The organism is Rathayibacter sp. AY1A7 (genome assembly GCF_002930845.1).
In the GTDB taxonomy this organism is placed as follows: Bacteria; Actinomycetota; Actinomycetes; order Actinomycetales; family Microbacteriaceae; genus Rathayibacter.
This window is the reverse complement of record NZ_PSTL01000014.1, coordinates 1-22,814: the sequence shown is the minus strand read 5'-3', so window position 1 is coordinate 22,814 and position 22,814 is coordinate 1. Positions and strand designations below refer to the sequence as shown.

The following is a 22,814-nucleotide window of genomic DNA, read 5'->3' as shown; positions in this document are numbered from 1 at the left end:
CACGAGCCTCAGTCGCGGGGTCGCCGTCGCAGCACGAGGAGCGTCACTCCGATGGCGGCGGCGACCGCGGCGAGAGCGCCGCCGATCCACAGGACGTCCCCGAGGAGTGCCGGGTCCGATCCGGACGTCGCCTGCGCTTCGTCGGCGGACTCGGCCTGTCCTCCTGAGACCGCGACGGTGCCGTTGCAGTCCGGGACCGAGTCCGACCCGTCGGCGAGCGCGGTCCCGTCGGCCGGCGTCCAGTCGAACGCGTACTGGCCCGACACGGGGTGCCCGTCGGTCGACACGACCTGCCACGTCACCTCGTACTCCCCCGCCGCGCCGAGCTCGAGCGGCATCGACGCTTCCGGCCCGACGACGCTGACGCAGCCGTCGCCGTAGTAGAGCCCGTCCGGCCCGACGACGCGCAGAGCCGCCGCCGTTCCGTCCGTCCCGAGGACGAGCAGGTCGTCGTTCGTCGTCAGCACCAGCGTTCCCGGCTGCTCCGTCACGGTCGAGTCCGCAGCGGGAGTCGTCGAGACGAGGTAGTTGTGCGCGCTGGCGGGCGCCGCCACGGCGATCGAGCCGAGCAGCCCGATCGCGGTCGCGGCGACGAGGGCCTTCCGACGGGTCACGCCGACGCCCGGGGTCCGCGGCGGCGGGAGGCGAGCCCGACGGCCACGCCGACCGCGCCGACGACGAGCCCGCCGACTCCGAGGATGCGGGCGAGCACGTCGTCGCCGCTCGTGGCCGTCGTCGCCGAGGCGGTGGTCGCGACCGCGTCGTCGCCGTCGCCGTCGTCGTCGTGTCCGGCCTCGTGGCCGGACCGCGCTTCCGCCGCGGTCACCGCGACGGTGGGAGCGGGCAGCTCGGGCTCGTCCTGGCCGTCGACGGTCGGCTGGTCCCAGGCGGTGCTGCCGGTCTCGCATGTCTGCAGCACGGGGAACTCCAGCGTGGAGCCGGTTGCGTCCTCGGGGAGCTGCAGCTGGAGGGCGACGGTGTCGCGGTAGCCGTCGGCGAGGGGCGTCTTCGCCGTGTAGACCACGTCCGAGACCCGCTTGGTCGCGGTGTTCCCGTGGGAGTCGGTGACCGGGTCGGCGATCGCGACCTCGTTCTTCACGACGTCCCAGTTCGGGTTGATCGTCGGGCTGACCGAGTTGATGCCGTCGGGCATCGTGATCGTGAGTCCCGTCGTCGGCGAGCCCTCGCAGCCGTGGGCCAGCGAGAACGTCACCACCGTGTACGAGCCGGCGGCGGTGCTGCTCGCCGCCGCGGTCACGTGGGCGCTGGCCGCAGTGGGCGCGGCGACAGCGAGCGCGATCGATCCGGCGGCGACGAGTGCGCCGCTGCCGACGAGGCGGAGCCGCGAGAAGGAAGAAGAAGAAGAAGAAGAAGAAGAACGGGTCATAACGGTCGTGTCCTTGGGGGAGATCCGGCGCGGGGCCGGGAGTTCTGGACGCAGCGCGGGTCCGCGGTGCGTGCGGAGGCGCCGACCGGAGCCGCTCCCGCACGGGAGGGGCGTCAGGCGGCGCGGAGGACCCGCAGCGGCGGCCCGCGGTGCCGGAGGATCGAGAGGACCGCGTCGAGGGATCGAGTCGCCCGCGGCTCGTGGGTGCCCGTCATCGAGACGCCGGGGGCCGACGGGAGCGCGACCGCGGACGCGCGGGCGACGATCCGTACGACGACGCGCTGGAGGCCTGCTCCCAGCGTCCAGAAGAGGCGCTCGCCGTACCGGAACGCCGCGATCGTGAAGGCAGCCGCAGCGAGGTGGGCGACGAGCATCAGCGGAGCGTGGGCCGCGTGTCCGCCTCCGCCGGCGATCAGCTCGATGGTCGACCCGTCGTGGAAGTGCGCGCCGGTGCCCGTCGTCCCGACCACGCTCACCTCCCCACCGCTGCCCGTGATGAGGAAGAGGCCGTGGTACGCGATCTGGCTGAGGAGCACGGAGAGCGTCAGCCGGGGAAGGGACAGACGGCGCCCCGAGAGGAGGACGCAGACGACGACGGCGAACGCCGCGGCGAGGGCGAGCACGGCAGGAGCGGGGGTCTCGGCGCCCGCGAGCGTGTGGGAGGCGGCGGCCGTGGCGGTCGCTGCGAGAGCGGCGGCGACGCCGCGAGCCACTCGTGCACCTCGGGTCTGCACTCGCCCGTCCTCTCGTCGTCGCGTCGACGCGTGCGCGCGACGTCTCCAGGGTAATCGACGCGGCGGAGCAGCTCCCCGCCGTCCCGGTTCCCTGCCGTTACGAAGCCGTTACCTAGATCACCGAAAGAAATCCAAACCCCCGCAGGGAGGGCTCCGAACACATGTCAACGGCCGCGACACGGTCCACACAGAACAGGTCCTCCGCATCACGTGGGGGCCGTCTCACGAAGGAGTAATCCCATGCGATCCACCAAGCGTTCCGCCCTCGCCGCATTCGCCCTGCTGGGCACCGCCGCCCTCGGCCTCACCGCCTGCTCGAGCGGAAGCGGCTCGACCACCGCCGCCAGCGACGCGGCGACCGAGATGTCGACCCCGATGGCCACCTCGTCGGCCTCCGCCTCCTCGACCCCCATGGCGACCATGGACCCGGCCGCGAACCTCGTCGGCCCCGGCTGTGCCGCCTACGCCGAGCAGGTCCCGGACGGCGCCGGCTCGGTCGAGGGCATGTCGCTCGACCCCGTTGCGACCGCCGCGTCGAACAACCCGCTGCTCACCACCCTGACCGCTGCGGTCTCCGGTGGCCTCAACCCCGACGTCAACCTCGTCGACACGCTGAACAGCGGCGAGTTCACCGTCTTCGCCCCGGTCGACGACGCGTTCGCCAAGCTCGACGCCGCGACCGTCGACTCCCTCAAGACCCCCGAGGGCGCCGCCACGCTGTCCTCGATCCTGACCTACCACGTCGTCCCCGGCCAGATCGCCCCTGACGCGATCGCCGGCGACCACGCCACCGTCCAGGGTGGCAACCTCACCGTCACCGGTTCCGGCGACGACCTGAAGGTCAACGACGCGTCCGTCATCTGCGGTGGCGTCCAGACCGCCAACGCGACCGTCTACCTCATCGACACCGTGCTGACCCCCCCGGCCAGCTGATTCCCCTCACCGGCTCCGGCCGGTGAACACGCCGAAGGGCGGGCACCGCGAGGTGTCCGCCCTTCGGCGTTCGTGCGTGCAGAAGCCCTCCGCGAAGCCGGACACTGCAGAGTCGTCCGGCACAGAGTCGTCCAGCACAGAGCCGTCCAGCACAGAGTCGCGCAACGCAGCGCCGCCCCACGGGAAGCCGCACAGCGCGGAGCCCTGCGCAGCGCGGAGTCGGAGGGTCACCACGACCCGGCACTCGCCGTCACGCCGCACCACAGCACCCACCACGAAAGACGACGAGGCGCGGACCCCGATGCAGGGGTCCGCGCCTCGTCGTCGTGCGGTCGGCGGCTACTCGGCCGGGGCGCTGATCTCGCGCAGGACGCGGTCGCCGGGGCGGGCCTCGATCATCTCGGCCTCGATCTCGGCACGGTCGAGCAGCTCCTCCATGCGGCGGCGGCGGTTGCGCGTGATGAGCGTCACGACCGTGCCCGTCTTGCCCGCGCGGCCGGTGCGGCCGGAGCGGTGGAGGTACGTCTTGTACTCGTCGGGAGCGTCCGCCTGGATCACCAGGTCGATGTCGTCGACGTGGATGCCGCGCGCGGCCACATCGGTCGCGACCAGCACGTCCACGCGTCCGCTGGTGAGCAGTGCGAGGTTGCGGGTGCGGCGCGACTGGTTGAGGTCGCCGTGGAGGCTCGTCGCGGGGATGTCCGCGTGGTCGAGCTGCTCCGCGAGCTGCTCCGCGAACGCGCGGGTCCGGGCGAAGATCAGCGTCTTGCCCTGGCGGGCGGCGAGCTGCTCGATGATCTCGGCCTTGTCGCGGTGCTCGATCAGGAGCACGCGGTGGTCGATGGTCGAGGACGCCTGGTCCTCGCCGGCGACCTCGTGGACGCTCGGCTCGACCAGGAACTCGTCGACGAGCGTCGCGACGCCCTTGTCGAGCGTGGCCGAGAACAGCAGCCGCTGGCCGCCGTCGGCGGTCTGGCGGAGGATGCGCTGCACCGGCTCGAGGAAGCCGAGGTCGCACATGTGGTCGGCCTCGTCGAGCACCGTGATGGTGATGTTCGAGAGGTCGAGGCGGCCCTGCTCGACGAGGTCCTCGAGGCGGCCCGGCGTCGCGATGACGATGTCGACTCCGCGCTGGAGGGCTCCGACCTGCTTGTACTGGGGGACGCCGCCGTAGATGGTCGTCGTGAACAGGCCGACGGAGCGGGCGATCGGCTGGATCGTCCGGTCGATCTGCATGGCGAGCTCGCGGGTCGGCGCGAGGATGAGCGCGCGCGGAGCGCGGCCCGGCTTGCGGCCCTTCGCTCCGTTGTTCTCCATCAGGCGCTCGACGACGGGGGCGCCGAAGGCGATGGTCTTGCCGGAGCCGGTCTTGCCGCGTCCGAGGACGTCCTTGCCGGCGAGCACCTCGGGGATGGTCGCGGCCTGGATCGGGAACGGCGCGGCCGCTCCGAGCTCGGTCAGCATCCGGACGATGTTCCCGCCCAGGCCGAGGTCGCCGAAGGTGACGCCCTCGACGTCGACGGCGAGAGTGGCCGTCGCCTCGAGGCGCTCGAGCACGACGTCGTCGGCCTGGTGCGGCGCACGGGCGTCGCGGCTGGGGTAGAAGTCCGAGCCGGAGTCGCGGCGCGAGGGCCGGGAGTCGCGGTCGAACGAGCGGGTCGGGCGGTCGCCGCGGTCGTGGCCGCGCGAGGGACGCGCATCCCGGTCGAAGGAGCGGGCCGGGCGGTCGCTGCGGTCGAACGAGCGGGCGGGACGCTCTGTGCGGTCGTAGCCGCGCGAGGGGCGCTCGTCGCGGTCGCCGGTGCGGACCGGTCGGTCGTCGCGTCCGTAGGAGCGGGCCGGACGGTCGTCGCGGTCGTTCGAGCGCGCCGGACGCGCGTCACGGTCGAAGGAACGGGCCGGGCGATCGCTCCGGTCGAAGGAACGCGCCGGACGCTCATCGCGCCCGTAGGAACGGGCCGGACGGTCGTCTCGATCGTTCGAGCGCGCCGGACGCGCGTCACGGTCGAAGGAACGGGCCGGGCGATCGCTCCGGTCGAAGGAACGCGCAGGACGGTCGTCGCGCCCGTAGGAACGGGCCGGACGATCGTCGCGATCGTTCGAGCGGGCCGGACGCGCGTCACGGTCGAAGGAACGGGCCGGGCGGTCGCTCCGGTCGAAGGAACGCGCAGGACGCTCATCGCGCCCGTAGGAACGCGCCGGACGCTCATCGCGCCCGTAGGAACGCGCCGGACGCTCGTCACGGTCGTTCGAGCGCGCCGGACGCGCGTCGCGGTCGTAGCCGCGCGAGGGCCGCTCGTCGCGGTCGTTCCCGCGGGCGGGCCGATCGGCGCGCTCGGTGGCCCGCTCGGCGCGCTCGTCGGCGTTCCAGCGCGCCTTCTTGGGGGCGTTCTCGTCGACGGCGCGGAAGCCGCGGTGGCCCTCGCTGCGCGAGCCCGGCTTGGCGCCGGGGAAGCGCGAGCGGCCGCCGAGCTGGGACTTGCCGCTCGAGGCGCCGAAGCGGTTGGGCTCGAAGTTCTTGGCCGGACGTCCACCGGCGGGCTTCTTGTTCTTGGGCATGGCAGTTCTTCCTGGGTTCAGGTCGTGCGCGAGGAGGCGACGCCGGAGGAGCCCCGTCGTGAGGGGCGTCCGTGCGCTGGACTGCTGCTGGGCAGCAGGGGGAGAACCCGGGCGAGTCATTGACCGGGGCCGATTCACACATGTGATTCGTCTCACGACGACTGTCGGAGACTCGGCCCACTTGACTAACAAACCCATCCGCACGAGAACGCACGGTGTCAAGAGCCGACCGAGCGAGTCTACACGCGGCCCCGGAGCCTGGCTAGGGCGGGGAGACGTGCGGCCAGGAGCCGCTCAGTTCGGTAGCCGCTCAGGCCAGGAGCCGCTCAGGTCGGGAGCCGCGAAGCCCGGGAGTCGTGCACCTCCGCAACCGGTCCCCCGCGGAGTCGCCCCGCATACAGCCCCCCGGCCCCGAGCCGCAGCACGATCGACGCGCGCCCGCGCGCAACTACCGCCCGTCCCGTCCGCTACTGCGACGCCCGCCGAGCCCGGTACGCGGCCACGTTCGCGCGATTGCCGCAGTTGCCCGTGTCGCAGTAGCGCTTCGAGCGGTTGCGGGAGAAGTCCACGAGCACCGCCTCGCAGTCCTCCGCCGCGCAGACGCGGATCCGCTCGCGCTCGTCGCCGCGGATCACGTCGACGAACGCCATGGCGGCCTCGACCAGGATGCGCGTGGCGAGCGGGCTCTCGTCGCGCGTCGCGTGGAGGTGCCAGCCGTAGGGTCCGTGCCGGACCAGCTGCGGGAGCGCGCGGCCGGAGTCGAGCATCCCGTTGACGACGGGGACGAGATCCTCCTCGGCCCGCGTGAGCCAGAGGGTGCGGAGGGAGGAGCGGATCGCCCGCACGGCCTCCAGCTCCTCGGCCGATCCGTCGCGGCTGCCCGTGTAGCGGTTCTCGAGGAGGAAGTCGTCCAGCTGCTCGATCGTCGCCATCTCGTCCTCGCCGGACGGCGACAGCTCGGGAAGCGTGTTGACGAGGGTGGCGGTGGAGGTGAGCGACGCCTCGACGTCATAGGCGAACACCATGTTGACTCCTGACAGTGCGGCTCAGTAGTGTGCGATCAGCTCGCTGTCACGAGTGTAATCCTTTTGACTCCTGAAGGAGCCGGCCATGACCGCCGAGAGCACTGCTGCCGTCACCCTCCCCGCCGCGAGCGCGCCCGCGCCGGCACGGCGCCTCGGCTCCGGCCTCGTCACGGCGCTGGCCGCGTCGGCGGCGTTCGGTCTGGGCGGGCCGTTCGTGAAGCCGCTCCTCGAGGCGGGCTGGACGCCGGCGTCCGCGGTCCTCTGGCGGGCGGGCGGCGCGGCCCTGATCCTCGCGATCCCGGCGATCCTGTCCCTCCGCGGCCGCTGGCCCGTGCTCCGCCGCAACCTCGGCACGATCGCCCTCTACGGAGTCTTCGCCGTGATCGCCGCGCAGCTCTGCTTCTACAGCGCGATCGAGCACATGTCGGTCGGCGTCGCCCTGCTGATCGAGTACCTCGCGCCGGTGTTCCTCGTCCTCCTCGCCTGGGCGCGCACGCGCCGGCACCCCGGCCGCTTCACCCTCGCCGGCTCCGCGCTCGCGCTCGGCGGCCTGGTGCTCGTGCTCGACCTGTCCGGCGAGTCGACCCCCGAGCTGGTCGGTATCGCCTGGGCGCTGACCGCCTCGCTCGGCCTGTGCGTCTACTACGTCATCGCCGGCCGGGTGGATCCGGAGCTGCCGCCGATCGCGCTCACGGCGGGGGCGATGACGGTCGGCGCCGCGATCCTGCTGGCACTCGGGGCGCTCGGCGTCACACCGCTGCGCGCGACCTTCGGAGAGGTGGTGTTCGTCGGAGCGGAGGTCAGCTGGCTCCTTCCCGCGGGCGTGATCCTCGGCATGTCGACGGTGCTGGCGTATCTGCTCGGGATCGAGGGCGGACGCCGTCTCGGCACGCGGATCGCCTCCTTCGTCGGGCTGACGGAGGTGCTGTTCTCGATCGCGGCCGCGTGGCTGATCCTCGGCGAGCTGCCCGCGCCGATCCAGTTCGGCGGCGGCGCGCTGATCCTCGCGGGGGTCGTCCTGGTCCGGCTGCAGCGCGAGCCCGGCACCCCCTGATCGCGGGGGTGCCGCATCCGGGGCGCCGGGCACCCCGTACGCTGATCGCACTCATGCGCGAGCCCACCCGATCCCCGCGACGCGTCGCCGCGGTCCTGGCCGCCCTCGCACTCCTCCTCTCGGGCTGCGCGAGCACCACTCCCGTCTCGGAGCCGGTGGCGCAGGCGCTCGGAGCGGCACCCGCACCCGACTGGTCCGGCGTGAGCGTGACGGCCGACGTCGTCTACGACGCGAGCACTGGGCAGAGCGCCGACGTCTGCTCCTCCCCTGCCCCGTCGGCGGAGCCGCGGCCCGCCGTCCTCGTCGTGCACGGCGGCAGCTGGGCCCGTGGAGGCAAGGCCGACGCGAACTGGCGTCCGATCTGCCAGTGGCTCGGATCGGAGGGGTTCGTCGCCGTCTCGGTCGACTACCGCCTCGCGCCCGCCGCCGTGTTCCCCGCGCAGCTCGACGATGTGACGGCCGCCCTCGACTGGCTGCTCGAGCCGGAGCAGACCGCGCGCTTCGGCATCGATCCGGAGCGGGTGGCGGCCTTCGGCGGCTCGGCCGGCGGCAACCTCGCCTCTCTGCTCGGCACGCTGCCGTCGACCTCGTCGCGCCTGGCCGCCGTGGTCGACCTGAGCGGTCCCTCCGATCTCAGCGCCGCCGGCCTCGCCGACGACGACCCGGTGGTCGGAGTCGCGGCCGCCGTGCGCAGCTACCTCGACTGCGCGGACCTCGCCTCCTGCCCCGCTGCGACCGCCGCCTCGCCCCTCGCGCAGGTGGACGGCTCCGAGCCGCCGTTCCTCATCGCGCACGCGGCGCACGAGCGGGTCACGCTCAGCCAGTCGACCCGCTTCGCCGAGGCGCTGCGCGGAGCGGGCTCGAGGGTCGACCTCCTCGTCCTCCCCGGCTCGCTGCACTCGATCGCGCTGCTCGACGACGCTCTGCGTGCTCGGGTCGTCGAGTTCCTCCGCACCCACCTGGGCTCGTGAGCGGAGTCGTCGTCCGCCTCGAGGACGCAGCCGGAGCGGAGGGCGTCCTCGCCGCGGTCCCGCCCCCGCACGCCCGCGTCCTGATCGCCCGGATCGACGGGGCGGCGGCGGGCGCCCTGGTGCTCGCTCCCGGCCCGGACGACTTCGCCGAGGTGCTGGAGCTCGTGGTCGCCTCCGTCCACCGGCGCACGGGAGTCGCCCGACGGCTCGTCGCGGCGGCGGAGTCGTGGGCGCGGGTGCAGCGGATCCGCACGCTGCGCCTGGCCGCCGCGCCGGAGCTCGCCGCAGCGGCCGAGGCGCTCGGCTTCACGGCGATCGACGGCTTCGGAGCCCACGTCGGCGACGACGCGGTGCTCTGCTTCGCGCGTCCGGTCTGAGCAGCGCCCGCTCCGAGGCGTGTGCCGCTCCCGAGAGGCGGCCCCGCCTCGTCCGGCGCGCACCCCCGCCGTCAGTCGATCGAGCAGCCCGGCTCGTCCGACAGTGCCCGCTGGATCCGGGCGCGGTGCTCGTCCGACATCGGCGGCAGCGCGTCGGGCGCGAACCAGCCGACCTCGGTCGACTCGTCGTCCGCGACGTGGGCCTCCCCCGAGATCCAGCGGCAGCGCACCACGTGGTCGAGGTACTGCGAGCGGTCCCCGTTGGGGTACTGCATCGGCGGCAGGGTGTGCACCTGCACGAGGCGCTCGACCTCGATCTCGACGCCCGCCTCCTCCTGCGCCTCGCGGCGGGCGGTGCCGGCGACGGTCTCGCCCGGGTCGATGATCCCGGTGACGGCCGTCCAGGCTCCGGTGTCGGCGCGCCGGACGAGCAGGACCTCGAGCGCCGGCTCCTCGCGGAGGATCACCGCGGTCACGCCGGTGAGCCAGAGCAGCTCGGTCCCGATCCGCTCGCGCAGCCGCAGCACGAACTCGGGAGTCGCCATCAGTGCGCTTCGGGTCGGAAGTCGAACGCGACGATGCCGGCCGTGTCGACGAACGGCCCGACGAACTCCTTGAACGCGTCGTGCGCCGGATCCCAGTGCGCGGGGTCCTCGACGGCCGGCCGGCCCAGGTAGTAGTGCAGGTCGCCCTCGGAGGAGAAGGTCAGCAGGAACGCGCGGTCGAACCCCTCGCCCGCGCCCTCGATGCTCAGCTGCGGCCCGGTCTCGATCGACTCGATGTAGGGCCGTCCGTCGCGGACGCACTCGTCGGCGAGGGCGAGGAAGCGGCGGGTGACCTCGTCCGCCTCGGCGACCAGCGCCGTCGGGCGGAAGCGGATCAGCACGAGGTGCCGGAGCGTGCCCGGGCGGAAGTCGCGGGCGACGAAGCGCTCCGGACCGATCTCGTCGAGGACCGCGGTGGCGCGCTCCGGGCCGCTGCGCCAGCGCGAGCCGACCGTCTCGGCCGCATCCCTGATGTCCGTCATGCCGACGCCTTCCCGGCGCGGGCGGCACGCCGCCGCTCACGATACCCCTCGACCAGGTTGTAGACGACGGGCAGGACCACGAGGGTCAGCACCGTCGAGGACACCAGGCCGCCGATCACGACGATCGCCAGCGGCTGCGAGATGAAGCCGCCGTGGCCCGTGATCCCCAGCGCCATCGGCAGGAGGGCGAAGATCGTCGCGAGGGCGGTCATCAGGATGGGCCGGAGCCGCCGCTCGGTGCCGTGCAGCAACGCCTCCCGCACCGGCATCCCGCGGTCGCGGTACTGGTTCACCAGGTCCACGAGCACGATCGCGTTCGTGACGACGATGCCGATCAGCATCAGCACTCCGATCAGGGACGGCACGCCCAGCGGCACGCCGGTGATCACCTGCAGGAGGATCGCGCCGGTCGCCGCGAACGGCACCGACACGAGCAGGAGCAGCGGCTGCAGGAGCGAGCGGAACGTCGCCACCATCACGACGTAGACGATCAGGATCGCGACCAGCAGCGCGATGCCCAGCTGCGAGAACGCGTCGGCCTGGTCGGCGGTCACTCCGCCGAGGGAGGCGTCGACACCGGCCGGAAGCGCCGTCGCGTCGATCGCGTTCTGCACGGCGACGTTGGCCGAGGCGAGGTCGTCGCCCTCGGGGGTGACGGTGATGGTCGCGGTGCGCTGCCCGCGCTCGGTGGTGATGCTCGCCGGACCGTCCGTCTGCTCGACCGCCGCGAGGGTGGAGAGCGCGACGGTGCCGGTGAGGGTCGGCACCTCGAGGTTCCGCAGCTCGTCCACGGTGGCCGGCGGCTGCCCGTCGGCCAGGTAGATCGAGAGGGTGCGATCGTCGATCACGACGCTGCCGACCTGGTTGGGCTGGAGCGCCTGGCTGACGATCGTGCCCACGGCGACCTCGCTGAGACCCGCCCGGGCCGCGGCGTCGCGGTCGACCCGCACCGCGATGTAGGGCAGCGAGGAGGAGAGGTTGCTCTCGGCCTGGCTGATCCCGTCGGTCCCGCGCAGGGCCTCGAGGAGCTGGTCGCTCGCGCTCTGGAGGTCGCTCTGCGAGGCGGTCGAGAGGTCGACCTCGATGTCCGAGGAGGCGCCGAAGCCGGAGGAGGCGGCGACGCTGATGTCCTCGGCCGAGGCGACGCCCGACAGCGCGTCGCGGACGTCCGCCTGCACGGCCTCCTGGTCGGCCGACTCGTCGGTGGTGACGGAGTAGCGGATCGAGGTGCCGCCGCCTCCCCCGCCGAACGCGCTCTGCAGGCCGCCGGAGGAGCCGACGGTGAGCTGGACGGTCTCGACGCCGTCGACGCCGAGGATCGCCGTGCTCGCCTGCTGCGCCGTCGCGTCCTGCGCGTCGAGGCTCTGGCCGACGGGGACCGTCTGGGTGACGGTGAAGGTGTCCTGCCCGCTGGAGCCGAGGAAGTTCGTCTTCATCAGCGGGTACAGCGCACCGGTCCCGACGAGCACGAGCAGCGCGAGGAGGACGGTGACGACCGAGTGCTTCAGCGTCCAGTGGATGATCGGGCCGTACACCGACTGCAGCCCGCGCGCCCGCCGGGGAGCGGCGTGGGCGCCGTGGTGCGGGGCCTCCTCGACCGGCGCGGCGGTGTCGGCCGGGACCCCCGAGGCGGGTGCCCCTCCGGCCGCCGCGCGCTCCTCCGCGAGCGCCGCCTGCGCGGCCTGGCGCACCGCCGGCCGCTTCGAGGGGCGGAGGAACCAGTAGGCGAGCACCGGCACGATCGTCAGCGCCACCACGAGGGAGGCGAGCAGGGCGATCGACACGGTCAGCGCGAAGGGCCGGAACAGCTCGCCCGTGGTGCCGCCGACGAACGAGATCGGCAGGAACACCGCGACCGTGGTGATCGTGGAGGCGGTGATCGCGCCGGCGACCTCGCGGACGGCGACCGCGATGGTCCGGGCCCGGTCCTCACCCGCGTCGAGGTGCCGCTTGATGTTCTCGATCACGACGATGGAGTCGTCGACCACACGGCCGATCGCGATGGTGAGCGCGCCGAGGGTCAGGATGTTGAGGGTGTAGCCGGCCGTCTGCAGGCCGATGAAGGTGATCAGCACCGAGGTCGGGATCGAGATGGCCGTGACCAGGGTCGAGCGCACCGACAGCAGGAACAGCAGGATCACCAGCACGGCGAAGACGAGGCCGAGCGCCCCCTCCTGCGCGAGCGACGCGATCGACTCCTGGATGTAGGGCGCCTGGTCGAAGACCGGGGTGAAGGCGGCGTTGTCGCCGATCGACTCCTCGAGGTCCGGGAGCAGCGCGGCCACGCCGGTCGACACATCGACGGTGTTCGCGGCCGGGAGCTTCGTGATCGAGAGGGTCAGGGCGGGCTGGCCGTTGACGCGCGAGATCGAGGTGACGGGGGCGTCGGTGACGGCGACCGTCGCGACGGAGCCGAGGGTGGTGACCGTCGGCTCTGCGGTCACGGCCGCGCCTCCCGCCGCCGCTCCGGCGTCGGAGCCGCCGGCGGAAGCCCCGGCACCCGCGGAGGCACCCGCGCCCGCTGACGCACCGGCGCCGCCCGCACCCGCGGAGGCACCTGCGGACGGCAGCAGCGGCAGCGCCGCGATCGCGTCGGTCGAGTCGAGCTTGACGCCCGACTGCACCGAGAAGGTCGACCCGTCCTGGGTGATCTGTCCGCCCGCGACGAGCACGCCGTTCTGCTGCAGGGCCGAGCGGATGTCGCCGGTCGAGAGGCCGGCCGCGGCGAGCGCCGCGTCGTCCGGAGTGATCGTGACGCGCTGGGCGGTCTCGCCGACGAGCGCCGCCTCGCGCACGCCCTCGACCTTCTCCAGGTCCGGGATGACCGTGGTGCGCAGGCGCTCGGCCAGCGCGTCCGCGTCGCCGTCGCTCGACACGGCGAGCTGCAGCACCGGCAGGTCGTCGAGGGAGCCGGTGACCACCTGCGGGTCGACGCCGTCCGGGAGCGTGCTCTTGATCCGGTTGATCGCCTGCAGGATCTTCTGCTCGGCGGTGGCGAGGTCGGTGCCGTAGGTGAAGGACGCCGAGATGAGGGAGGAGTCCGTGGAGGACGTCGCGCTGGTCGTCTCGAGCCCCGGCACCCCCTGGATGGCGGTCTCGATCGGCGTCGAGACGTCGTCGTTGACCACCTCCGGAGCGGCGCCCGGGTAGGACGTGACGACGGCGAGCTGCGGGAAGGAGATCGACGGCGCGAGCTCCTGCTTGAGCCCGGTCAGGGCGACTCCGCCGAAGACGGCGATGACGACGGTGACGAGCGCGATGAGCGCCCGGTTCTTCATGCTGAGGACCGCGAGGAGATGCACCCTCCGAGTCTTCCATCAGCCGACTGAGTGTTGGGAGGGACGCGGCGTTCCGGGGCGCGCGACGGGGCGACCCGCGCCACCGGCCGGCCCGGACGCCCTCAGCCCAGGCGGACCTCCGCCGTCGACGACCCGACAGGGAGGCTCACTGCAGCGCCCGCCCCCGCGCTCGAGAGCGCGAAGTCCCCGGCGAAGGCCCGGACTCCGACGCGCCCCTCGGCGTCCGTCCGGAGCACCGTCGGCTCGAGCCACCAGTCCCCGCGGATCCGCGAGCGCAGCGCCTCGTAGGCCGGCTTCGGGCTCCCGTCGCGGCGGAGGAACCCGCCCGGCGCTCCGAGCCAGGCTCCGGCGTCGTCGAAGCCCCAGTAGGTGATCGCCTCGACCGCCGGATGCGCGACCAGCGTCTCGTAGTGCCGCACCATCTCGTCCGCCTGCCGTGCCTCCCCCTCCGGAGTGGTCGGCCAGTCCTCGACCACGTGGTCGTTGAGGTCCTCGATCTCGGCGGGCATCAGCTCGCCCGAGACGAGGGTGGTCTCGGTCCAGTGCAGCGGCAGACCGAAGCGCGCGAACCTGTCGCAGATCGCCGCGATCTGCTCCTCCCCGCGGAACCCCTGGTGCATGTGCGACTGCAGGCCGATCGCATCGGGCCGGATCCCGGCCTCGAGCACGTCCTCGATCAGCCGCTCGTACTCGGGCCCGAGGTCGAAGTCGTTCAGCACGAGCACCGGTCCGGTGCCGAGGCTGCGCGCCTCCGAGAAGGCCAGCTCGACCATGCCGACGCGTCCCTTCTCGCGGGCGAGGCGGGTGACGGCGTTCGTCACGCCGTCCGGCTCGTTCGCGAAGCGCGGCATGATGACGACCTCGTTGATCGCGTCCCAGGTGTCGATCAGCCCGGCGAAGGCGCCCACCTCCCGGCGGATGCGCGCGCGGAGGAGCTGCTCGGCCTCGTCCAGCGGCAGCGCGTCGAGCCACTCCGGCTTCACGTAGTGCCAGACGAGCGGGTGCCCCTTCAGGCGGACGCCGTCCGCGGCGAGCACGCGCGCCTCGGCGAGCACCTCCTCCGTCGCGGTGCGGCCGCGCTCCGGCTCGAAGCGTCCCCAGTAGACGGGGAGCGTCGCCGTGTCGAACAGGTCGAGCCAGAGCCGGCGCTCCTCGGCGCGCGCGAGGTCGGTGCTCGGAGGGGTGCAGCCGAAGGCGAAGGCGTGGCGGCGCTGCTCGACCGTCACGTCGGCGTGGGCGAGCGGAGCGCCGTCGGCACCGAGGACGGCGACGAGGGCGTCGGCGAGACGGGGGCTGAAGTCGGTCATGCGGGGCCTCTCAGGCGGGGTGGCGCTCGTCGAGCGCCGTGTACTCGGATCGGGTGAGCGGGAGGACCGCTCCGTGCTTGGTGTCCTCGGGCAGGTCGAACTCCTCCGCGAGCTCCCAGCGGCCCGAGGCCGGGTCGGTGCTCGTGTAGGCGCGGTAGCCGTAGGGGCGGAGGGCGTACTGGTCGACCCAGAGCGACCAGCGCTCCTCGCGGTGGTGCCGGAAGACCAGCGGCCCCTCGATGCTCGGGCCGAGCTCCTGCCCGATCCCCCGCGCGACGGTGGTGAAGTCGTCCGCGAGGAGGGAGGAGCCGACCTGCTGGAACACCTGCATCGTGTCGGGGGCGTCGTCGTGCTGCTTGGCGAAGCGGTGGACGGCCGTGCCCTCGATCAGCAGCGTCATGTCGATCACTCCGCCGGGCAGCCGCAGGTAGGTCTCGGGCTCGGCGAACGTGCGGAAGTCGCGCGTGCGGGACATCATGATGCGGCTGTCGCCCGTCTCGCCGGTGGCGGGGTCGCCGTCCTCGGCCAGGCCGGAGGACCAGTGCACGAGGAAGTCGCCCGAGACCGGGTCGTAGACCGACTCCGGCGCCCAGGCCATGCCCGCGCCCTCGGGAGCGACGGCGACCGCGCGCGGCTCGGACCACTCGAGGAGGTCCGGGGAGTCCCAGACCACGAGGTCGCGGCTCCCCCGGTGCCGGTAGTGGTCCCAGTCCGGGCCCTCGGGCCGCCAGACGCGGAGATCGGTGGCGACGAGGTGGAAGCCCCGCGGCCCGCGGACGATGTGGGGGTCGCGGACGCCGCCCGTGCCGCCGGTCCACTCCAGCACCGGCCCGAGCGCCCGCCAGCGCAGCGGATCGTCGCCCCGGCTGAGCGAGAGGAAGATCTTCTCGCTGTGGCCGGTCCGGTCCTCCACGAAGTGGATCAGCAGGTAGCCGTACCCGTCGCTCATGAGAGAACGATCTCACACGCCCGGCGGGCACTCCACCTCAGACCACGTCGGCGAGGTACCCCGGGTCGGCCGCCGGGTGCCGGGCGACCTGCGCCCACGCCGTCGCGAGCGCCTCCACGGCCCGGTCGGTCGCCTCGGGCGAGTAGCCGATCGGGATGCGGAGGAAGCGCTCGAAGGCGCCGTCGATCCCGAAGCGCGGGCCCGCGGTGATCAGCAGGCCCGCCGTCCGGGCGGCGAGCGCGAGCTGCGAGCTCGCCGGCCGGCCCAGGCCCACCCAGGTGGAGAGGCCGCCCGAGACCCGCGGCACGCTCCACTCCGGGATCGCGCGCGCCAGGGCCGCTTCGAGGTGGTCGCGGCCCGCGCGCAGCTGCGAGCGCCGCAGCTCCAGCACGCCGTCCATCCGGCCGAGCATGTCCGCGACCAGGAGCTGCTCCAGGATCGGCGTGCCGAGGTCGCTCGCCGAGCGCGCCAGCGCCAGCTTGCGGATCACCGCTCGCTCGGCGCGGATCCAGCCGATCCGGATGCCGCCCCACAGCGTCTTGCCGACGGAGCCGATCGAGAGCACCGTCCCCTCGGGCCCGTAGGCGGCGAACGGCAGCGGCGTCATCCGCCGGTCGATGTCGAGCTCGGCCGTCGTCTCGTCGGCGATGATCAGCGTGCCCTGCCGGGCCGCGGCGGCGATCGCCCGCTCCCGCAGCTCGGGGGCCATGGAGCGGCCGGTCGGGTTGTGGAAGTCGGGCATCAGGTAGGCCAGGCTCGGGCTCGTGCCGCGCAGCGCGGCGATCAGGCCCTCTCCGTCCCAGCCGTCCGCCCCGTCGACGTTCACCGGCACGAGCCGCGCGCCGGCCAGCCGGAGGGCCTCGTAGGCGTGCGGGTAGGTCGGGGCCTCGATCAGCGCCCGGTCGCCCCGCGCGAGCAGGGTGCGGGCGACGAGCGCGATCGCGTGCTGCGCGCCGATGGTCACCATGATCTGGCCGGGCTCGGTGCGCAGACCCCGCGCGGTGTAGCGCTCGGCGATCGCGCGGCGCAGCACCGGCAGGCCGACCGTGTCGTAGGAGCCGGAGTCGAAGTGCTCGGGGGCCGCCTGCGCCGCGCGGGTGTACGCCTCGGCCAGCTCGGGGACGGCGGGCAGTGCCGCCTTGGTGAAGTCGAGGAAGTCCGGCGCGAGCGAGGGCACCGCGTGCACGGCCGATCCCGGCAGGCGGGTGACGCTGCCGGAGCCGCGCACGCTGACGAGGTAGCCGCTGTCGCGCAGCTCGCGGTACGCGGCGGCCACGGTCGTGCGGCTGACGCCGAGGCGGGCCGAGAGCTCGCGCTCGGCGGGCAGGCGGCTGCCCGCGGGGATGCGGCCGTCGATCCCGAGGAGGCGGATCCGGTCGGCCAGCGCGAGGTAGGCGGGCCGGGTGCCGCGCTGCTCGCGCCAGTCGCCGAGGAGGGTCTGCAGGGCGCGCGCGCCGAAGTGGACATCAGCCATGCGTCCAAGGTAGCCGGATTGGACCGCGCGAAGAAGGCCAATGTCGCGCTGTGATGAGTCCATGACCCTCACCGCTCCCGTTGCCGCCGCCGCTCCCCCAGCGGGCCAGTGGCGCCTCCGACCCGTGCCGCGCCTGCTGGTGGGCCTGATCCTCTACGGATTCGCCGACGCGATGATGATCCGCGCGGCGATCGGCGTGGACCCGTGGACCGTCTTCGCCCAGGGGGTCGCGCACCAGACCGGGCTCGGGATCGGACTGCTCACGAACGTGATCGGCCTGCTCGTCCTGCTGCTGTGGATCCCCCTCCGACAGCGGCCCGGTCTCGGCACCGTGCTGAACGTGCTCGTGGTCGGCACGATGATCGACGTCGGACTGCGTGTGCTGGCGACGCCGGAGGAGTGGTGGGCCCGCGGCCTGCTCTTCGCCGGAGGCCTCGTGCTTCTGGCGGTCGCGAGCGGGATCTACATCGGCGCCCACCTCGGTCCGGGGCCCCGCGACGGACTGATGCTGGGCCTGCACACCCGCACGGGCCTGCCGATCTGGGTGGCGCGCTCGGGCGTCGAGCTCACGGTGCTGCTCATCGGCTGGGCCCTCGGCGGCGACGCCGGCCTCGGCACCCTCCTCTTCGCGGTGCTGATCGGGCCGCTCTGCTCGGTGACCCTGCCTCTGCTCGGGGTGCGGAGGCACTGACCCGCGTACGACGGAGGCCCCGCCTCCCGGACCGGTTCCGGGAGGCGGGGCCGTCGCGATCGGATCGGCTAGCGCTTGGCCGCGATCTCCGCGCGCATCCGCGACGCCTCGTCGGAGTCCTGGATCGAGGCGATCCCCTCGGTGATCGAGGTGCCCGACGCGGGGGCCTCGTGCTCGTCCGCTCCGAGCGTGGTCTCGTCGAAGGGCGAGCGCCCGCCGAGGACCTCGCGGACCTGCACCATGTCGATCTGCTTGGTCCAGGTGCCCACGAGAAGGGTGGCGACCGCGTTGCCGGTGAAGTTGGTGACCGCGCGGGCCTCGGACATGAAGCGGTCGATGCCGACGATCACGCCGACGCCGTTGACCAGGTCGGGACGGAAGGACTGGAGGCCGCCGGCCAGCGTGGCCAGGCCCGCTCCGGTGACGCCCGCGGCGCCCTTCGAGGCGATCATCATGAAGAGGAGGAGGCCGATCTGCTCCGGGATCGACATCGGCGCTCCGGTGGCCGAGGCGATGAACAGCGACGCCATCGTGAGGTAGATCGCCGTGCCGTCGAGGTTGAAGGAGTAGCCGGTGGGCACGGTGATGCCGACGACGGGCTTGGAGACGCCGAGGTGCTCCATCTTCGCGATCAGGCGGGGCAGCGCCGCCTCCGAGGAGGAGGTGCCGACGATCAGCAGGTACTCGCGGGCCAGGTACTTCATCAGCGAGAAGATGCTGACGCCGGTCACCAGGCGCAGCAGCAGGCCGAGGACGACGACCACGAAGATCGCGCAGGTGATGTAGAAGCCGATCATCAGGGTGGCGAGAGCGACGACCGCTCCCCAGCCGGTCTTGCCGACGACCGCGGCGATGGCGCCGAACGCGCCGATCGGGGCGACCCAGAGCACCATCGAGAGGATGCGGAAGACCAGGACCTGGAGCTGCTTGATCGCTCCGAGGATCGGCTGGCCCTTGGCGCCCATCTTCTGCAGCGCGAAGCCGACGAGCAGCGCGACGAAGAGGGTCTGCAGGATGCTGCCGTCCACGAGCGAGGAGAACAGCGAGACGGGGATGATCCCGAGGACGAAGTCGCTGGTGCTCTCGGCCTTGAGGTCGCTGGTGTCGTAGGTGGCGCTCGAGATGTCGAGGCCCTCGCCCGGGTGCAGGATGTTGCCGACGACGAGGCCGATCGCCAGGGCGAAGGTCGACATCACGATGAAGTAGCCCAGCGCGAGTCCGCCGACCTTGCCGACCGTGGCGGCCTTCGCGATGGAGCCGATGCCGATGACGATGGTGCAGAAGATGATCGGCGCGATCATCATCTTGATCAGTCCGACGAAGGCCTTGCCGACGGGCTCGAGCGTCGCCGCGAAGGCGGGAGCGACGAGTCCGACCACGACGCCGGCGACCACGGCGATGATGACGGCGATGTAGAGCCAGTGGTTCCGGTCGATGCGCCGCCGGGTCTTCGGAGGGGTGACCGCGGGGATCAGCCGGTCGGACGGCGTCTGAGGCGTCTTCGCCATGGGGGTGTCCTTCTCTTCGTCGAGGTGAGGGGGTAGGACGATGGTGGCCCCGCCTCCGGAGCCCGGCACGGTTGCGTTCATACTGTTCACGGCGGGGCGCCCCGAGCGCTCGCTCACGAGGGAGTGGCATGGTCAGGACGCCGAGCGCACGCGGACCGCGCGGCAGCATCGCCGCGCGCCTGTTCGCCGTGCAGCTGCTGAGCATCCTGCTGATCGCCGCAGCGGCCGTCGCGGTGCTGGCCCTCGACGCGCGGAGCCGGGCGGGCGACGAGGCCGCCCAACGGAGCCTCGTCGTGGCGCGGACGGTGGCCGACAATCCGTTCGTCCTCGAGTCGACGGCCGGTGCGGATCCCTCCGCGAGCCTGCAGCCGTACGCCGAGGAGGTCATGCGGGACACCGGCGTCGACTTCCTCACGATCATGGCCCCCGACCGCACCCGGTACACCCACCGCGACCGCGACCGGATCGGCCTGCCGTTCCAGGGCACGATCGAGCCCGCGCTGGAGGGGCGGACCTTCACCGAGACGTACACCGGCACGCTCGGGCCCTCCGTCCGCGCCGTCGCGCCGATCGAGGACGCCGACGGCGCGGTCGTCGCGCTCGTGTCGGCGGGCGTCACGCTCTCGGCCGTGGACGCCTCCTTCGCCGCCCGCGTGCAGGTCGTCGCGTGGGGCGCGCTCGGGGCGGTCGCGCTCGGCGCGCTCGGCTCGTGGCTCCTCGCCCGCTACCTGAGGCGGGTCACGGGCGGGCGGGGCCCGGAGCAGATGAGCCAGGTCTTCGCCTACTACGAGTCCGTCCTGCACTCGGTGCGGGAGGGGCTGCTGCTGGTCGACGACCGCGGCCGACTGGTGCTCGCCAACGACCACGCGCTGGAGCTGCTCGGGCTCGAGGGCGTGCGGACGCCGGTGCCGGTCGCCGAGCTCGACCTCCCCGTCGCCCTGCGCGAGCTGCTGCAGGACGACGAGCCCGTCTCGGACCGCCTGGTCGTGGCCCGCGAGCGGATCCTCGTAGTGAACGAGCGGCCCGCCGCCTCCCCCGGCGCCCGCCCCCTGGGCACGGTCGTCACGCTCCGGGACCGCACCGAGCTGCAGCGGGTGAGCGGCGAGCTGGAGTCGCTGCGCACCCTCTCGGACGCGCTGCGCTCGCAGACCCACGAGTTCTCGAACCGCCTGCACACCATCGCGTCGCTGATCGAGCTCGGCCGGCCCGACGAGGCGCTCGCGTTCGCCGCCGGCGAGCTGAACCTCAGCCAGCGCCTGGCCGACCGGGTCCTCGGCTCCGTGCAGGAGCCGGTGATCGCCGCCCTGCTGCTGGGCAAGGCCGCGCAGGCCCGCGAGCGCGGCGTCGAGCTGCACTTCGAGACGCACCTCGAGCCCGGCACGCAGGGGCTGGAGCCCGGGGACCTCGTGACGGTGCTGGGCAATCTGATCGACAACGCCCTCGACGCGGCCGCCTCCTCCGCTCCGGACCGCGAGCCGTGGGTGGAGGTCTACCTCGGCCTGGCCGAGGGCGAGCTGGTGGTGCAGGTGTCGGACAGCGGCCCCGGAGTCGCCGGCACCGCCGACGTCTTCGCGCGCGGCTACTCGACGAAGGAGTCGGACGGCTTCGGCCGCGGCATCGGCCTGGCGCTGGTGCAGCAGGTGGTGGAGCGGCTCGGCGGCTCGATCGAGGTCTCGCGCCACGTCGGCGCGGTGTTCACGGTGCAGCTGCCGCTGCCCGCGCGGGTGGCGTCGTGATCCGGGTGCTCGTCGTCGAGGACGAGCCGCTGACCGCGAGCGCCCACGCCGACTACGTCCGGCGGGTCGAGGGCTTCGAGGTGGCCGCGGTCGCCGGCAGCGGGGCGGAGGCGATCCGGGCGCTGCGCGCGGACCCGGGCATCGCGCTGATCCTGCTCGACATGAACCTGCCGGACATGGGCGGCCTCGACCTCTGCCGGGCCGTCAGGGCGGCGGGCCTGGACGTCGACGTCATCGCGATCACCGCCGTCCGCGACGCCGCGAACGTGCGCGCCTCCGTCGCCGCCGGCATCGTGCAGTACCTGATCAAGCCGTTCGTCTTCAGCGCGTTCGCCGCCAAGCTCGCCAGCTACCGGTCGTACCGCGAGCGGATGCACGGCGCCGACGTCGCCAGCCAGCACGAGGTGGACGGGGCCTTCGCGGCGCTCCGCACCTCCAACGCCCCGGGTCTGGCCAAGGGGCTCTCGGCCCAGACCCTCGAGGCCGTCACCGCACTGCTGGGCCCCGTCGGCCTCTCGGCGGCCGAGCTCGCCACCCGCCTCGACATCTCGCGGGTGACGGCCCGCCGCTACCTCGAGCACCTCGCCGACTCCGGAGTGGCGGACCGCGCGCCCCGCTACGGCTCCCCCGGCCGCCCGGAGCTGGAGTACCGCCGCCGCTGAGCGCGCGTCAGGCGGCCCGCAGTGCGGCGGCGATCTCCTCCTCGATCAGGTCGTGGTTGATCGCCGCGCCCACGCGCAGCCCGTCGGCGGACGAGGCGACGACCTGCGCCATGGGCTCGACCAGCGAGCCCGCGGCGAAGACCCCGGCGACGCCGGTCCGGCCCATCGGATCGACGGCGAGGTGCCGCGCGACTCCCGACGGGTGGTCGGCGAGCTCGAGGCCGAGCCCCTCGGGGAGCCGCCCCTCGACCCGCGGGCCGACGACGAGCGCGTCGAGCTCGTGCCGCCGACCGTCGATCACCACGCCGACCAGGCGGTCGTCCTCGACGAGGACCTTCTCGACGCGGCCGGGCACCAGAGCGATCCCGCGGGCGGCCAGCGCCGCCGCATCGTCGCCGGCGGGCGCGGGTGCGCCGTGGAGCAGGATCGACGTCCGGTCGCTGAGCTGACGGAACATCTGCGCCTGGTGCCCGGCGAACGAGCTGCCGAGCACGCCGATCCGCCGGCCGCGCACCTCGAAGCCGTGGCAGTAGGGGCAGTGCAGGACGTCCCGTCCCCAGCGGGCGCCGAGCCCGGGGATCTCCGGCAGCAGGTCGCGGACGCCGGTCGCGAGCAGGAGGCGGCGCGCGCGGAGGACCGTGCCGTCGGCGAGGGTCGCGGTCACGCCCTCGGCACCCGCGGAGGCGCGGACCGCCTCGCCCTCGACCACCCGGGCTCCGTAGCCCTCGGCCTCGGCGCGCGCCAGGCGCACCAGCTCCGTGGGCGGCACGCCGTCGCGGGTCAGCACGTTGTGAGCACCGGGCGAGGGTGCGTTGCGCGGAGGTCCGCCGTCGACGACGAGGACGTCGCGGAGACTGCGGCCGAGGGCGGTGGCGGCGGCGAGGCCGGCGAAGGAGGCGCCGAGGATCAGGACGTCGGCGGGGGCGGGGACGGACGGGCCGGTGGGGGCGTCGGTGGAGGTCATGGGTCGATGCTCCGCCGCCCCGGGCTGGGCCGCGAGGATCCGTGCCGTTCCGGCGCAGCGGCCGGCCGTCCACGCCGGGAACCTCCGGCGCGGCCCCGGCGACCCCGTCCAGCCGCGCCGCGCCGGCGGAGCCCCCCGCGCACAGCCAGCCGCCCGT

Annotated in this window: 20 protein-coding genes; 7 read left to right on the top strand and 13 right to left on the bottom strand. The window is 73.4% G+C overall.

Annotated features, from left to right (window positions below):
• Window positions 1-8: 8 nt before the first annotated feature.
• The 3 genes from C5B95_RS11600 to C5B95_RS11590 form a co-directional block, all read right to left on the bottom strand.
• Window positions 9-614, bottom strand: a complete 606-nt coding sequence (locus tag C5B95_RS11600; protein WP_104273642.1) for a copper resistance CopC family protein — start codon at window positions 612-614, stop codon at window positions 9-11.
• Entirely contained in the window at window positions 611-1,387 is a 777-nt protein-coding gene (locus C5B95_RS11595; RefSeq protein ID WP_104349231.1) for a YcnI family protein, read from the bottom strand. Before C5B95_RS11595 ends, C5B95_RS11600 begins: the two co-directional genes overlap by 4 nt.
• Before the next feature lie 113 nt (window positions 1,388-1,500).
• On the bottom strand, window positions 1,501-2,121 hold the full coding sequence (locus tag C5B95_RS11590) for a hypothetical protein (RefSeq protein ID WP_146076575.1): 621 nt from the start codon (window positions 2,119-2,121) through the stop codon (window positions 1,501-1,503).
• Window positions 2,122-2,361: 240 nt separating this feature from the next.
• Here C5B95_RS11590 and C5B95_RS11585 point away from each other — a divergent pair, with 240 nt between their 5' ends.
• The gene (locus C5B95_RS11585; RefSeq protein WP_104223824.1) at window positions 2,362-3,054 is read left to right on the top strand and encodes a fasciclin domain-containing protein; all 693 of its coding nucleotides are present in this window, start codon (window positions 2,362-2,364) and stop codon (window positions 3,052-3,054) included.
• A gap of 339 nt (window positions 3,055-3,393) precedes the next feature.
• On the opposite strand, the gene C5B95_RS11575 is transcribed toward C5B95_RS11585, so the two are convergent.
• Complete coding sequence (locus C5B95_RS11575; protein WP_104349228.1) at window positions 3,394-5,613, bottom strand: DEAD/DEAH box helicase; 2,220 nt, start codon at window positions 5,611-5,613, stop codon at window positions 3,394-3,396.
• A 467-nt stretch (window positions 5,614-6,080) separates the two neighbouring features.
• Complete coding sequence (locus C5B95_RS11570) at window positions 6,081-6,638, bottom strand: CGNR zinc finger domain-containing protein (protein ID WP_104226176.1); 558 nt, start codon at window positions 6,636-6,638, stop codon at window positions 6,081-6,083.
• Between the two features lie 85 nt (window positions 6,639-6,723).
• Between C5B95_RS11570 and C5B95_RS11565 the strand changes: the two genes are divergently transcribed.
• From C5B95_RS11565 to C5B95_RS11555, 3 genes are read left to right on the top strand one after another with little or no spacing between them, the layout of a single operon-like run.
• Window positions 6,724-7,692, top strand: coding sequence for a DMT family transporter (locus tag C5B95_RS11565; protein ID WP_104349227.1), 969 nt, complete (start codon window positions 6,724-6,726; stop codon window positions 7,690-7,692).
• A gap of 53 nt (window positions 7,693-7,745) precedes the next feature.
• Window positions 7,746-8,663 (top strand): alpha/beta hydrolase, encoded by a 918-nt coding sequence (locus C5B95_RS11560; protein WP_104349226.1) that lies wholly within the window; start codon window positions 7,746-7,748, stop codon window positions 8,661-8,663.
• Window positions 8,660-9,040, top strand: a complete 381-nt coding sequence (locus tag C5B95_RS11555) for a GNAT family N-acetyltransferase (protein ID WP_104349225.1) — start codon at window positions 8,660-8,662, stop codon at window positions 9,038-9,040. The genes C5B95_RS11560 and C5B95_RS11555 overlap by 4 nt, the downstream gene beginning before the upstream one ends.
• 71 nt (window positions 9,041-9,111) lie before the next feature.
• Here the strand turns inward: C5B95_RS11555 and C5B95_RS11550 are convergent, their stop codons facing one another.
• From C5B95_RS11550 to C5B95_RS11525, 6 genes are all read right to left on the bottom strand, one after another.
• Window positions 9,112-9,585, bottom strand: a complete 474-nt coding sequence (locus C5B95_RS11550; RefSeq protein ID WP_104349224.1) for an NUDIX domain-containing protein — start codon at window positions 9,583-9,585, stop codon at window positions 9,112-9,114.
• Window positions 9,585-10,067 carry a Dabb family protein gene (locus tag C5B95_RS11545; RefSeq protein WP_104223816.1) on the bottom strand — a complete coding sequence of 161 codons (483 nt, stop codon included), beginning with the start codon at window positions 10,065-10,067 and terminating at the stop codon, window positions 9,585-9,587. Before C5B95_RS11545 ends, C5B95_RS11550 begins: the two co-directional genes overlap by 1 nt.
• Entirely contained in the window at window positions 10,064-13,369 is a 3,306-nt protein-coding gene (locus C5B95_RS11540) for an efflux RND transporter permease subunit (RefSeq protein WP_104349223.1), read from the bottom strand. The genes C5B95_RS11545 and C5B95_RS11540 overlap by 4 nt, the downstream gene beginning before the upstream one ends.
• Window positions 13,370-13,467: 98 nt before the next feature.
• Window positions 13,468-14,673: an endo-1,4-beta-xylanase gene (locus C5B95_RS11535; protein ID WP_104349222.1), complete on the bottom strand. Its 1,206-nt coding sequence runs from the start codon at window positions 14,671-14,673 to the stop codon at window positions 13,468-13,470.
• 10 nt (window positions 14,674-14,683) lie between these two features.
• On the bottom strand, window positions 14,684-15,622 hold the full coding sequence (locus C5B95_RS11530) for a glycoside hydrolase family 43 protein (RefSeq protein WP_104292228.1): 939 nt from the start codon (window positions 15,620-15,622) through the stop codon (window positions 14,684-14,686).
• Between the two features lie 37 nt (window positions 15,623-15,659).
• On the bottom strand, window positions 15,660-17,096 hold the full coding sequence (locus C5B95_RS11525; RefSeq protein ID WP_104223812.1) for a PLP-dependent aminotransferase family protein: 1,437 nt from the start codon (window positions 17,094-17,096) through the stop codon (window positions 15,660-15,662).
• A gap of 61 nt (window positions 17,097-17,157) precedes the next feature.
• On the opposite strand from C5B95_RS11525, the gene C5B95_RS11520 reads away from it, so the two are divergent.
• Window positions 17,158-17,787 carry a YitT family protein gene (locus C5B95_RS11520; protein ID WP_374953113.1) on the top strand — a complete coding sequence of 210 codons (630 nt, stop codon included), beginning with the start codon at window positions 17,158-17,160 and terminating at the stop codon, window positions 17,785-17,787.
• Between the two features lie 68 nt (window positions 17,788-17,855).
• On the opposite strand, the gene C5B95_RS11515 is transcribed toward C5B95_RS11520, so the two are convergent.
• Window positions 17,856-19,295: a cation:dicarboxylate symporter family transporter gene (locus C5B95_RS11515; RefSeq protein ID WP_104223811.1), complete on the bottom strand. Its 1,440-nt coding sequence runs from the start codon at window positions 19,293-19,295 to the stop codon at window positions 17,856-17,858.
• Window positions 19,296-19,423: 128 nt separating this feature from the next.
• On the opposite strand from C5B95_RS11515, the gene C5B95_RS11510 reads away from it, so the two are divergent.
• Both C5B95_RS11510 and C5B95_RS11505 read left to right on the top strand, forming a co-directional pair.
• Complete coding sequence (locus tag C5B95_RS11510) at window positions 19,424-21,031, top strand: sensor histidine kinase (RefSeq protein WP_104233114.1); 1,608 nt, start codon at window positions 19,424-19,426, stop codon at window positions 21,029-21,031.
• Window positions 21,028-21,693 (top strand): response regulator, encoded by a 666-nt coding sequence (locus C5B95_RS11505; RefSeq protein WP_104226166.1) that lies wholly within the window; start codon window positions 21,028-21,030, stop codon window positions 21,691-21,693. Before C5B95_RS11510 ends, C5B95_RS11505 begins: the two co-directional genes overlap by 4 nt.
• 7 nt (window positions 21,694-21,700) lie before the next feature.
• Here C5B95_RS11505 and C5B95_RS11500 read toward each other — a convergent pair whose 3' ends face one another.
• Window positions 21,701-22,657 (bottom strand): NAD(P)/FAD-dependent oxidoreductase, encoded by a 957-nt coding sequence (locus C5B95_RS11500; RefSeq protein ID WP_104349221.1) that lies wholly within the window; start codon window positions 22,655-22,657, stop codon window positions 21,701-21,703.
• Between the last annotated feature and the right edge of the window lie 157 nt (window positions 22,658-22,814).